Annotated in this window: 12 protein-coding genes and 1 other RNA gene; 9 read left to right on the top strand and 4 right to left on the bottom strand. The window is 46.3% G+C overall.

The genetic code is table 11. The features are described from left to right. Nucleotides 1-51: 51 nt before the first annotated feature. On the top strand, nt 52-381 hold the full coding sequence (locus tag AB0763_RS09005; RefSeq protein WP_306100416.1) for a DUF1244 domain-containing protein: 330 nt from the start codon (nt 52-54) through the stop codon (nt 379-381). A gap of 72 nt (nt 382-453) precedes the next feature. Here the strand turns inward: AB0763_RS09005 and tesB are convergent, their stop codons facing one another. Continuing rightward, nucleotides 454-1,320, bottom strand: coding sequence for an acyl-CoA thioesterase II (tesB, locus tag AB0763_RS09000; RefSeq protein WP_306100415.1), 867 nt, complete (start codon nt 1,318-1,320; stop codon nt 454-456). Between the two features lie 223 nt (nt 1,321-1,543). On the opposite strand from tesB, the gene AB0763_RS08995 reads away from it, so the two are divergent. After that, a complete protein-coding gene (locus AB0763_RS08995) occupies nt 1,544-1,972 on the top strand; it encodes a YbaY family lipoprotein (protein WP_306100414.1) in 429 nt (142 codons plus the stop codon). Between the two features lie 15 nt (nt 1,973-1,987). Here the strand turns inward: AB0763_RS08995 and AB0763_RS08990 are convergent, their stop codons facing one another. Beyond that, entirely contained in the window at nt 1,988-2,296 is a 309-nt protein-coding gene (locus AB0763_RS08990) for an MGMT family protein (protein ID WP_306100521.1), read from the bottom strand. A gap of 190 nt (nt 2,297-2,486) precedes the next feature. Between AB0763_RS08990 and ffs the strand changes: the two genes are divergently transcribed. Beyond that, nucleotides 2,487-2,583, top strand: an RNA gene (ffs, locus tag AB0763_RS08985) — signal recognition particle sRNA small type. Nucleotides 2,584-2,853: 270 nt separating this feature from the next. Here the strand turns inward: ffs and soxR are convergent. After that, nucleotides 2,854-3,300, bottom strand: coding sequence for a redox-sensitive transcriptional activator SoxR (soxR, locus tag AB0763_RS08980; protein ID WP_306100520.1), 447 nt, complete (start codon nt 3,298-3,300; stop codon nt 2,854-2,856). Nucleotides 3,301-3,410: 110 nt separating this feature from the next. Between soxR and AB0763_RS08975 the strand changes: the two genes are divergently transcribed. Together AB0763_RS08975 and AB0763_RS08970 are read left to right on the top strand one after the other, a co-directional pair. Beyond that, nucleotides 3,411-4,613: an MFS transporter gene (locus AB0763_RS08975; RefSeq protein WP_306100413.1), complete on the top strand. Its 1,203-nt coding sequence runs from the start codon at nt 3,411-3,413 to the stop codon at nt 4,611-4,613. A gap of 260 nt (nt 4,614-4,873) precedes the next feature. Beyond that, a complete protein-coding gene (locus AB0763_RS08970; protein ID WP_306100412.1) occupies nt 4,874-5,389 on the top strand; it encodes a hypothetical protein in 516 nt (171 codons plus the stop codon). 57 nt (nt 5,390-5,446) lie between these two features. Here AB0763_RS08970 and AB0763_RS08965 read toward each other — a convergent pair whose 3' ends face one another. Beyond that, nucleotides 5,447-6,352, bottom strand: coding sequence for a TIGR03571 family LLM class oxidoreductase (locus AB0763_RS08965; protein ID WP_306100411.1), 906 nt, complete (start codon nt 6,350-6,352; stop codon nt 5,447-5,449). A 409-nt stretch (nt 6,353-6,761) separates the two neighbouring features. Here AB0763_RS08965 and AB0763_RS08960 point away from each other — a divergent pair, with 409 nt between their 5' ends. From AB0763_RS08960 to AB0763_RS08945, 4 genes are all read left to right on the top strand, one after another. Then, nucleotides 6,762-7,841, top strand: a complete 1,080-nt coding sequence (locus AB0763_RS08960; RefSeq protein WP_306100410.1) for a BMP family ABC transporter substrate-binding protein — start codon at nt 6,762-6,764, stop codon at nt 7,839-7,841. 72 nt (nt 7,842-7,913) lie between these two features. Next, nucleotides 7,914-8,873 (top strand): isopenicillin N synthase family oxygenase, encoded by a 960-nt coding sequence (locus AB0763_RS08955; protein WP_306100409.1) that lies wholly within the window; start codon nt 7,914-7,916, stop codon nt 8,871-8,873. 83 nt (nt 8,874-8,956) lie between these two features. Further along, the gene (locus AB0763_RS08950) at nt 8,957-10,489 is read left to right on the top strand and encodes an ABC transporter ATP-binding protein (RefSeq protein ID WP_306100408.1); all 1,533 of its coding nucleotides are present in this window, start codon (nt 8,957-8,959) and stop codon (nt 10,487-10,489) included. Then, nucleotides 10,482-11,630 (top strand): ABC transporter permease, encoded by a 1,149-nt coding sequence (locus AB0763_RS08945; RefSeq protein ID WP_306100407.1) that lies wholly within the window; start codon nt 10,482-10,484, stop codon nt 11,628-11,630. Before AB0763_RS08950 ends, AB0763_RS08945 begins: the two co-directional genes overlap by 8 nt. The last annotated feature ends 9 nt before the right edge of the window (nt 11,631-11,639 follow it).

Here is an 11,639-nt window from a genome sequence, read left to right as displayed (position 1 = left end):
GGGTCACTTGGCATCGACGTGACGAACCGTTGATTAATACAGGATAAAACAATGAGCAAATTTAACTATCAATCACTGTCTCAAGCAGAGCAAGACAAGCTCGATGCGGCTACTTTCCGTCAGCTTTTAGCGCATTTAGACAACAATAAACAAGTGCAGAACATTGATCTCATGATCTTAGCGGATTTTTGTCGCAATTGTTTAAGTAAGTGGTATTTGGCAGAGGCACAGCAGCAGGGGATTGAACTGTCGCTAGACGATGCGCGTGAGCGTGTTTATGGCATGACTTATCAGGAGTGGAAAGATAATCACCAACCTGCAGCAACACCCGAGCAACTCGCGGCTTATGAGCAAAAACAGGCGAAAAAGAGTCAATCTTAAGCTTGGTAAGTGTTGGGACAAAGACACAAGGTGGCGCTGGGGCCACCTTTTTTATGCCAATTTAGTGGAGGGTTATTTTTGACGCTGGCGCATGACACCTTCTTGTACGGCACTGGCCACGAGCTGGCCTTGCTGGTTGTAAATCTCTCCGCGTACTAAGCCGCGAGTACCGCTGGCGGTTGGACTTTCAATGGCGTAGAGCAGCCAATCATCCATTTTAAATGGGCGGTGAAACCAAATGGAATGATCGATGGTCGCCACCTGAAATCCTGGGGTCATGATCGAGACTTCGTGAGGGTGCAGCGCGGTGACCAAAAAGCCCCAATCTGATGCATAGGCTAATAAGTATTGGTGGATCAGGCGATTGTCTGGCATCTCACCATTGGCGCGGATCCACAAGTACTGTTTGGCTTCGTTGGCTTTGGGTTTTAATGGGTTAATCGCGATAACAGGACGCGTTTCAATTGGCTTTTCACCGCAAAAAGTTCGGCGCAGTTTTTCAGGTAAATACTCGGCAATTTTTTGGGCCAGTTCGGTTTCCGATTCCAATTTATCTGGGCCTGGGATATTGTCTGGCATGGCTTTTTGGTGTTCGAAGCCTTCTTCGTCGATATGGTAACTGGCGGTGAGGTAGAAAATGTTCTTACCGTTTTGAATGGCTTTGACTCGGCGAGTTGAAAAGCTGCGGCCATCTCTCAGTTTTTCTACGTCATAAATGATAGGCTTTTCAGGGTCGCCGGGAAGCAAAAAGTAGCTGTGAAAGGAGTGAACCGTGCGATCTTCAGGTACCGTATAGCGCGCGGCTGACAGTGCTTGGCCGATCACTTGACCGCCATAGACTTGCGGTAAACCAAGGTTTTCACTTTGACCGCGGAACAGGCCTTCTTCTAAGCGCTCGAGTTGTAATAAATGCAATAATTGATGAAGAGGTGTACTCATAACGGACATCCTATAATAAATTAGACCCATGACAGTCGATGATTTTGCCTAGGGGTAAGGCGCTAGTCATGCTAAAAGCTAGGTTTTCATCACCCTCTTTGCGCTGTGGCAAAGGGCATTATTGGGGTCTTAGTCGTGACTAAATGGGGTATTGCGTGATAATTGTTTATCACTTTACACCTAGGTTATCTATCTTCCAATCCATTTGAGTGAATAAACGTTAATGAATCGGTCATATTTGTTTAAAAAGGTTATTCTGTTTGGTTTGTGTTTGGGGTTGTTGGCTTGTCAGTCTGCACCATCACTTGAGACGTATCAGTCTCCGATTCGTCATCTTTATGGCCATGTTTTCGTGCTTAATGACGAGTCTCTCCCCGCTGAGGCACTGATCACGATTACCTTGCTGGTCAAGCCATCTACGGGCGGTGAGCTTTATCCCATCGCAAAGCATAAGTTTCGCGTCAGTGAGCGTCCATACCCTTATCGGTTTGATATGTCCTACGACAAACGAAAACTCAGTGATTCGGATGAGACATATTGGTTATCCGCGACAGCCAGTTACTATCCGCAAGGGCATTATCAGTTAGCCAAGCTGCACCCGGTTGAGTTGGGCAGCAAGCTCAGTGCCTCACTTTTATTACAAGCTCAGTAATCGTGTGCTTTACTATTAATCGCCTTGCCATAAGTATTGTTTTAACGAGACTCGGCCTGTTTCAGAGACTGTGATTTTTTCATTGAGTAATGCCTGACGTTGGGCATCAAAACGTTGACCTTTTAATGAGATTTGTCCTTGGCTGTTGAGGACCCGATGCCATGGCAGTTGTGAACCCTCGGGCAGTTGGGCGAGCGCTTTGCCCACATGGCGCGCATAACCTGGGTAGCCCGCCATCTTTGCAATCAAACCATAGCTGCATACTTTTCCGGGTGGGATTTGGTGAATGACGAGGTAGATGGCACGTAGGAATTCGTTGGGCATTATTCTTAATTTATCATTGGCTTTGGCTGTAGTGTAGGGGGCTTGTGGTGAAAATGTCCACTGCAATTGTTGGATGTTTAAGCAAACGATACAGCAAGAGGGATTGAGCGTTGATTGGCACTTGCATTCTGGACCGAGTTCGTGAATAATCAGCACCATATTAAGGCGTAAGTCTCACAGCATTATGAGGCTCTGGTCCTCTCGCAACAATAGCTCGTGAACTCGGTCAGGTCCGGAAGGAAGCAGCCGCAGCGAGTGACTTGTGTGCCGGGATGTGGCTGGGGTCTCGCCCTTTAAAAAGCCTGCTAAGCATTTGTTTAGCAGGCTTTTTTCGTTTTAATTTGAGCATTTCACTTGATTCGCTTCTGCCGTATGTTTATTCATGGGTAGGCTAGATGAAACAGTGGTCTCCGCTGCATTTGACCTAAGCCTCGGCAGACCCATGATAATGTTGTGGGCTTTTTAATCACTTACATGGAACGTGAGAAGTAATACTTGGGTGTCCTTGATTTTTCCCTAATTTTTATACCAAATTACTGTGAGAGTGGGCATTCTATTTAAGAAGGCCAATCCTCGGGGTTCGTCAATCGCGTTTTATCCGAGAAGGTTTCTGCGCGAATGTCTTGAGGGTTGTAAATCACGCAAGATTGCATTGATAAACAGCCACAACCAATGCATCCACCTAGGTCATGCTGTAGCGCCTTCAACTGTTGAATACGATGTTCAAGCATCGCATTCCAATTTGAAGCCATCTGTGTCCATTGCTTTTGGCTTGGAGCCTGATGTTTAGGCAGTTCAGAAAGTGAATCCGCTATCTCTTCTAAGGTTAACCCAACCATTTGTGCTGCTTTGATGACGGCTATTCTGCGTAATACATTGCGATGATAACGTCGCTGGTTACCTTGATTACGCCAACTGTAAATAAGCCCCTTTTGTTCATAAAAATGTAAGGTCGATATGTTTACTCCAGACCTTCTTGCTACCTCACCAACCGTCATTTCCATCATTCTGTGTCCTTTAATCCGCTCTTTTTTACATTATATAAAAAAGTGCTTTACCTCAAGTTAACCTGAGGTATTAACGTGTCAACAAATTGGTCTTATCGGAAAGAAATATGGAATCAGCAGTAAAAACACGGACAACAACCTATTTAACGGGACGGTTTTTTGATGGGGTATCCTCAGGGCTTTTCATGATGGCTTTACCTTGGGTTATGCTATTGACGCCTAATATGGGGTCTTTTGTGGCATTACTGGCTTTATCTTGTACCCTTCTTTCATTTGTCTTTACCCCTTTTTTCTCCACTATGATTGATCGATATTCAAGAAAGCGACTTTTGGTTTCGGTTCAGCTAATACAATCTATTACAGCGGCGGTGGTTGCTGTGTTTTATGGCATTGGTTGCGAGTCTAATTGGTTACTTGCGGTTGCTCAGTTGATCTTTTGGACTTCGAGTAACTTGGCTTGGTCGGCCAATAATGCCTTTACCCAAGAAAATTTTAATCAAAACGAATACGCTTCGATTTCGGGAAAACAAGAGGTCATCATGCAAGTCACTACATTAGGTTCTGGAGCTTTGGGGGTGGTTTTGCTGGAATGGTGGGGGATGTTCGAATTTTCTAGCTGGGCTGCGATGGCGTCTGCCATTGCCGCTACCAGTTATATGTTAACGCCCTATCGCCGACAACGAATGGACGCCATATCAGTCACTTTTGTCACTCAGTTGACAGAAAGTCGAGATATATTCCTGCAAAGGCCTCATTTTTATGGCTTTTTAATACTCTCAGCGTTGAGCTACCCGATTTTAACGTTCCTCATCAAATTAGTCCCGATTTGGTTTTCAGAAATCGGTGTGTCAGGCGCTTGGTTTGCAGGTTATAACATTGCTTTTGGCATGGGCTCACTAGTCACGGGTTTATTGATAGGCCGATTATTAACCTTGGGGTCACAGCAAAGTATTATGATTCAAGCCATGGCGATTGCATCCGTCATGCTAATAGGAATGAGTTTATCGGCGTCACCGTGGTTACTGCTGGTGTTTACTTTTTTCTTTGGTACATTTAATGCATTAAATCGTATCGCTAGAACAAATTTAATGCATCACACTATTAGGGTTGACCAACGGGGAAGAGCGGAAGGTGGGCTGCAGATGTGTTCTACTCTGGCACAAAGTATGAGTTATGTCGTCATCGCCTATCTGAGCCATTTGGGCGTAACTCAACTTGGCTTTTTCTTTGCTGCAGGGGTGATGGTTGCAGCGGTCTTGATGATGATTCATCTTAATAAAGGGCAAGCGATGGTGATTGACTCAGTGTAAATCATGGTGCTCATTCTCTGTTTTATCGCTTTAAGGACATTCATCATGTTTCGGGCTGAGCCTCTTCAACAGAACACCATTGTTAGTGAGCAGCGCCATTCAGTGACTCAATGACCCTATGATTAAGGTGGTATGGGGGAGCGTGATGATACTTCGCTCTGTTTAACGCAATACCTGGGTGTCCTTGATTGGTCATCCTTAATTGGTCATCTTGGGTTTTCTCGAAGCAACACAGATTAATTAACGACTGGAGTTTGACCATGCCACTAGAAGTACCGGTTCCCGATGCCTCATTACTGGGTAAATACAAACAACGCAATGCATTCACAGATTGTTACTCGACCGTCGTTACTATTCCTGTCACATTGCCTGAGTTTATTGACGCTTTTTACACCACTTGGTGGTTTAAACTGGAACGATGGTTGCTGGCTTTATTTTGTCGTCAGTCTTCGACAGACAAGCAAGTCAGCCAACTTGCGCGAGCACAAACCAGTGACATGTCTGTCTGGCGGGTGGAGAGTCGAACTGAAACGGAAATCCTGCTTTCAGCTTGGCATACTCGTTCTTGGTTGTGTGTGCAATCTGAACAAACCAGTAGCCATGTGGTTATCTCAACCAACTTGTTGTTTGGCTCAGCCGTAATACCTTCTAGGTCAAACGGTCAATTTGCTCTTTTGTTTCATCTGCTCGGTGGTGTTCATCGTTGGTATGCAAAATGTCTACTGGCCGCAGCGGCGAAGCAACTGCGGCGTAAACACAGTCGAGATCAACAATAACCGTTTACGTATAAATGGTTGAATCACGTGGGGGTCTATTAAGGTGTCACTCGCTGCTTATTGAAAGTGAGGCAGTACGTCTCTAGCAATGTCTTTTAACGATTTTTCAATCGGTTGTCGGTTGCGCCTAAAGTGCAAACCAATGTGATCCACTCCCATGGCTTTCATGGACTCTAGCTCTTGGATGAGCCCGTTGATGCCCGTTTGCACGCCAAAGTGATGACGGACGATCGGCGCATTGGGATCATCGACTAAGTCTAAGTGAATAAAGCTGACATAAGGCTTTTCTCCGGCAACTTGCCGCCAAAGTTTAACCCTTTGTTCGTGGTCTTTTGGCGTTCCGGGGTAGGCGAGCCAACCATCGACATGTTCACCGACCCATTCGGGGCTTTGTTGCGCTAATCCTGCAACATAAATAGGAATTTCTTCAAACTTGGGTAAGATCTTAAGTTCGCCTGGGAGCTGACTGTCATCCTGGTCTTTGAGTATGTCTACACTGTGGCGAAATTGCTGTCCACGGCGGTTAAAGTCAGCCTCAAAAACCGGGTATTCACTCGGGCGATCACCACTTGCTACGCCAAGAATTAAGCGATTATTACTGAGCTGATTAATGGTCGCGGCCGCTTTTTTCACTATCCAAGGCGCTCGTAGCGGCAGCACCACCGCCGCGGTTCCCAGCAAAATATTTTTGGTGCAAGCGGCCAAATAACCAAGATAACTAAACACTTCAAAGATTTGCGCAGCATCGCCAAAGTTTGGGTCATAGAGAGGAACATCTCTCACCCAAGCAGCCTTAAAGCCAAGCTTATCAGCCAACATGATTCTTTCTTGGTGCTTTGCCATATCGGGGACACCAAAGGGCTTGTTTTGTCGTAAGCGTTTAGATTGGCCCTCTTGAGTCCAATCATTATCTAAAGGTAGCTCTACGCCAATAGTAAACGAGCTGTTGAGATCTTTATGCATACTGCTTTTCCTGTCGTGGCCATTGAATGTTGAAATGTTTTACGTTGTAGGAGAAGCAAGGTATGCGAAAGGTCACGTTGGAAAAAGCCATTAAATCACAAAAGATTTTTGTTTAAATTGATCGTTGTTTTGGAGGTGGTGAAGGGATAAGGCAATAATGAACGAAAAAAGGGCACTCGTGTTTGTATCAATACAACTAAGCTGGTTGACTGGCTTGTTATAAACTTGTTCAAGCGGTCAAGAAATTGCACCAAAATAGGTCGTCAATTTAAAAGTCGCCGTGCTTTATTTTTTTTTAATTATTTAAAAACAATAATTTAATAAGAGAATCAATAATAAGTTGAGTGAAGGTATTTTGGTCTGGTTATTGCTAACTATTATGTTTTAGTTTCAATAACAAGGATGATTTATGAGGCTCAACAAATTGGTAACGGCGGCGGTACTGGCTGTAAACACTCTTCTATTACCTGTCACACAGGCAGCGGACGACCCAGTAAAAGTGGGTTTTGTTTATGTCGGCCCAGTGGGCGATCACGGCTGGAGCTATGAGCACGATCAAGGTCGACAAGAGCTCGAGCAACACTTCGATGGCAAAGTAGAAACCACCTATGTCGAAAATGTGCCAGAAGGAGCAGATGCGGAAAGGGTAATCACCCAACTTGCCAAATCCGGCCACGATGTCATCTTTACCACCTCGTTTGGCTTTATGAATCCGACGTTAAAAGTAGCGAAAAGGTTCCCGAAAGTGCATTTTGAGCATGCTACTGGTTATAAACGCGCTAAAAACGTTAGCACATACTTACTCAGTACTTACCAAGGGCGTTATGTTTCTGGCGTAGCAGCCGGAATGCAGACCGAATCTAATGTCATTGGTTATATTGCTTCTTTTCCCATTCCGGAAGTGATTCGAGATATCAATGCGGTTTATCTGGGGGCAAAAAGCGTAAACCCCGATGTCAAAATTAAAATTGTTTGGGTGAGTACTTGGTACGATCCTGGCAAAGAATCGGATGCGGCGAATGCGTTAATGGATCAAGGGGCGGATATTATTATCCAACACACCGATAGCCCCGCGCCATTAATTGCCGCAGAGAAACGTGGCAAGATGGGGATTGGCCAAGCGTCTGATATGAGTCACTTTGCGCCTAACTCACACATGTTCTCTGTTCGCGATCACTGGGGCCCTTACTATATTGAAACGGTGCAAAAAGTCATGGATGGTACTTGGACATCCGAAGACTACTGGGGTGGTTTTGACGAAGAAATCTTACAAATCGTTTCGGTTAATCCCAACTTGAGTGAGGACATCAAAACCGCGATCAACGAGACCTACGCCAAGATCAAATCGGGTGAGTTCCATCCATTCACAGGTCCAATGAAAGACAACCAAGGCAATGAGGTTATCCCGGCAGGTAAAACGTTGACCAATCAAGAGCTAGCTGGAGTGATGTGGTACGTCGAAGGTATCGACGCCAAAATCCCACAATAAATCGTCATGACATTCAGCGTTAGGTAACTAACGCTGAATGTGTATTAAAGCAACTCAACAAGGCTCGACCTAATGTCTCTTAATCTACCTATTATTGATATCTCCGCTCTACAAAGTGATGACGTCAGTCAATGGACCGACGTGATTAGCGAGATCGACAAAGCCTGCCGTGATATCGGCTTTTTTTATGTGATTGGTCACGGTATTCCCCGTGAGCAGTTCGACCAAGTTCAAGCCATGGCCGATCGCTTTTTTGCACTGCCAGAGTCAACCAAGCAACAGATCAGCATACAACATTCGAGTAACCACCGAGGGTGGGGGCAAGTCAATGCTGAGCAGCTTGATCCCAATGGCCCGAGCGATCACAAAGAAACCTTTGATATGGCGCTCGACCTTAGCCCATTTCACCCACAAGTGGCTCGCTGTCCGCAGTTATACGGCCCCAACCAATACCCCCATCTCGAAGGCTTTATTCAATTGATGCAGCAACAATATCAATTGAGTATGGAAGTGGCGCTGCGTATTCTTAAGGCCATGGCGCTTGCGTTGTCTTTACCGATGGATTTTTTTAGTCAGTATTTCACCTTTCCAATTAGTGTATTGCGTTGTATTCATTATCCGCCTCAAACGGGTGAACAAAATGGTGCGGGCGCTCATACCGATTACGGCTGTATTACCTTGCTCTACCAAGACACCATCGGGGGGCTGCAGGTTCAAGACCGACACGGTCATTGGTTAGAGGCACCGCCGGTCGACAACAGTTTTGTCGTCAATATTGGTGATTTAATGCAGCGTTGGACCAATGACTGTTACAAATCAACCAGTCATCGAGTCACCAGCCCTTCTTGTCAGCGGACGCGCTTTTCGATGCCATTCTTTGTCGAACCTAATTTTGATACCCCGGTCAAGACCATTGCGTCCTGTATAACCAAAGGAGAGGTATCACCTTACCCTGAAGTGACCGCAGGAGACTGGATTTTATCGCGCTTTGCCGATACCTATGAGTACCGAGCTAAAGACAAAAAACCTTAACCAGGGCACAGGTAAAAAAGGGTAGGGGAAGGAATAAACCCGCACGATATGGCGGTGTAAATGAATAAGGATTGTTCAAGACTATGGTAGATGTACCTTTACTGACACTGTGGAATATCAGTAAGTTTTATCCCGGTGTGGTTGCCAATGACAAGGTCAATATGACTCTCAACAAAGGAGAAATATTGGCACTGCTCGGTGAAAACGGCGCAGGAAAGTCCACATTGGTAAAAATGATTTACGGCGTCAGCAAGCCAGATAACGGCGCCATTTTATGGAATAACAAAGAAGTGGATATTCTGTCCCCAAACCAAGCGAGAGCGATGGGCATTGGGATGGTCTTTCAGCACTTTTCGGTATTTGAAACACTGACCGTACAAGAAAATATTGAGCTTGGACTCGAGAAAACGTTTGTTGAGCAACTCGGTGACTTGCGCCAAAAAATCATCGACATCAGCAAAAAATATGACCTGCACGTAGACCCCGACCGCTACGTACACAGCTTGAGTATTGGGGAGCAACAGCGAGTCGAAATCCTGCGTTGTCTGATTCAAAACATCAAATTATTAATCCTTGATGAGCCGACCTCCGTTCTTACGCCAAACGAAGTTTCTGGTCTGTTTCGGGTTTTAAAGAAATTGGCGAGTGAAGGAACGAGTGTGTTATTCATCAGCCATAAATTAAAAGAGGTGACAGAGCTTTGCGATCGCGCGGTCATTTTGCGCGCAGGGAGAGTGACAGGGGAGTGCATCCCCGCCATGGAGACCTCGGAGTCAATCGCCAGAATGATGGTTGGCAGTGAGGCAGTCCTGACACAAACTTACCCAAAGCGAAACACCCAACAAGTTATCTTTTCGGTAACAGGCTTGACCTTGCCCTCCAGTAATCCATTTGGTTGTGGTTTGGACAATCTCAGCCTGACCTTAAACCAAGGTGAGATCTTGGGTGTGGCTGGGGTTGCGGGCAACGGACAAGAAGAGCTACTCGCCGTATTGAGTGGTGAAGACACGCGGGCGACTCAAAATAGCCTGATTTTTGAAAACCAGTTTATCGGTCATCTGAATGCAGGTCAGCGTCGAGCGCTCGGTATGGCGTATGTACCGGCAGACCGTTTGGGGCAAGGCGCGGTGCCACAAATGAGTTTGACTGATAACACGTTATTAACCAACACGGCATCGCTGACAAGAGCGAGCTTTATTCTTGGCCGGAAACTCAAGGCGTTGGCCGATAAAATCATTATCGATAACAACGTCAAATGCCACAACCAAAGCGCACAGGCAAAGAGTTTGTCGGGTGGTAATTTGCAAAAATTCATCATTGGGCGGGAGATAGAGCAGGTACCCCGTGTTCTTATCTGCGCTCACCCTACCTGGGGCGTTGATATCGGTGCCGCCAGTGCGATTCATCGACAATTAATTGCGTTGCGTGACCAAGGCTCTGCGATCATCATTATTTCAGAAGACATCGACGAATTATTTGTGTTATGTGACCGGCTTACCGCGTTATACGAAGGCCAACTGTCACCGATAGTCGAAACAGAAAGCACGAACATTGAAGAGATAGGACAATGGATGGCCGGTGATGTGATGCCGACTAAGGAGGCACGTCATGCTTAAGGTCGAGCCTCGTCGAGAAAGCGGCAAACTGATGTCTTGGCTCTCTCCATTCATTGCGATCACTTTTACCATGCTGGTGTCTAGCGTGATGTTTTCCTTGTTGGGCGTTGATCCGTTGCGCGCATTTGAGGTGTTTCTCATCATGCCACTCAGTGACAGTTACAACTTAGGTGAGTTGATGGTCAAAGCCGCGCCTTTGATGTTGTGTGCTACCGGATTGGCCATTTGTTATCGAGCGAATATTTGGAATATTGGCGCAGAAGGTCAACTACTGATTGGGGCGGTGGTATGCAGTTACTTTGCCGTCCAAGCCAGCGAGGATAGCGCTTGGTTCACGTCGGGGCTGATCCTTTTGTCTGGCGTGATTGCCGGCGCATTTTGGGCAGCGATTCCGACCGTCTTAGAACGCTACTTTAACACCAATATGATCCTTTCTACCATCATGCTCAATTACGTCGGCCTCTATACGTTACTGTGGGCGGTACACGGCCCCTTGGCGGATCCTCAAGGTTTTGGCTTCCCTGAGTCTACCATGTTTGCCGATGCCATCTTGCTGCCTCTTATTGGTGATGAAGGCCGTGCTTCAATCAGTATCATCATTGCCATTGTGATCGCTTTAATTGCCGGTGTTACGCTGTTTAACACCCTACCAGGCTTTGTACTTCGCGTTTATGGCGAAGAAAAAGCCGCCGCGAGATATGCGGGGTTTAGCAGTAATAAAGTGGTGTGGGGAGTGATGTTATTTGCTGGTGCACTCGCGGGCTTGGCCGGTGCGGCTGAAGTGATGGGGCCGATCGGTCAGCTGATCCCTTCTGTCTCGCCCGGTTATGGGTACGCTGCCATTATTGTCGCTTATTTAGGCCGCTTAAACCCCTTTGGTATTATTCTCTCAGCACTGTTTATGGGCTGTTTGTACATGGGCAGTGATCTCGCCCAGATAGAACTCGGCGTGCCGACGGCGATCACCGGGTTATTTCAAGGGGTGTTACTGTTTTTTATGCTCGCCGCAGACTTTTTAATTCACTATAAAATTTCGTTTGCGAGTTCGTCTGCTTCACACGCCTCTCTTTTAACCGATACTCAGTCCCCAGTCCAGGGAGTGGACACCGACTTAACGTCAGATGCTGGCAGCAACAAATAAAGGAACGCG

This window comes from Vibrio sp. HB236076 (assembly GCF_040957575.1).
GTDB lineage: Bacteria > Pseudomonadota > Gammaproteobacteria > Enterobacterales > Vibrionaceae > Vibrio.
This window is presented reverse-complemented; position numbering and strand designations above follow the sequence as displayed.

Coding starts and splice junctions, on each gene's coding strand:
- AB0763_RS08955 (WP_306100409.1), top strand. CDS start 7,914: ATGTCTCTTAATCTACCTATTATTGATATCTCCGCTCTACAAAGTGAT.
- AB0763_RS08970 (WP_306100412.1), top strand. CDS start 4,874: ATGCCACTAGAAGTACCGGTTCCCGATGCCTCATTACTGGGTAAATAC.
- AB0763_RS08945 (WP_306100407.1), top strand. CDS start 10,482: ATGCTTAAGGTCGAGCCTCGTCGAGAAAGCGGCAAACTGATGTCTTGG.
- soxR (WP_306100520.1), bottom strand. CDS start 3,300: ATGGAAATGACGGTTGGTGAGGTAGCAAGAAGGTCTGGAGTAAACATA.
- AB0763_RS08960 (WP_306100410.1), top strand. CDS start 6,762: ATGAGGCTCAACAAATTGGTAACGGCGGCGGTACTGGCTGTAAACACT.
- AB0763_RS09005 (WP_306100416.1), top strand. CDS start 52: ATGAGCAAATTTAACTATCAATCACTGTCTCAAGCAGAGCAAGACAAG.
- AB0763_RS08965 (WP_306100411.1), bottom strand. CDS start 6,352: ATGCATAAAGATCTCAACAGCTCGTTTACTATTGGCGTAGAGCTACCT.
- AB0763_RS08975 (WP_306100413.1), top strand. CDS start 3,411: ATGGAATCAGCAGTAAAAACACGGACAACAACCTATTTAACGGGACGG.
- AB0763_RS08950 (WP_306100408.1), top strand. CDS start 8,957: ATGGTAGATGTACCTTTACTGACACTGTGGAATATCAGTAAGTTTTAT.
- tesB (WP_306100415.1), bottom strand. CDS start 1,320: ATGAGTACACCTCTTCATCAATTATTGCATTTATTACAACTCGAGCGC.
- AB0763_RS08995 (WP_306100414.1), top strand. CDS start 1,544: ATGAATCGGTCATATTTGTTTAAAAAGGTTATTCTGTTTGGTTTGTGT.
- AB0763_RS08990 (WP_306100521.1), bottom strand. CDS start 2,296: ATGCCCAACGAATTCCTACGTGCCATCTACCTCGTCATTCACCAAATC.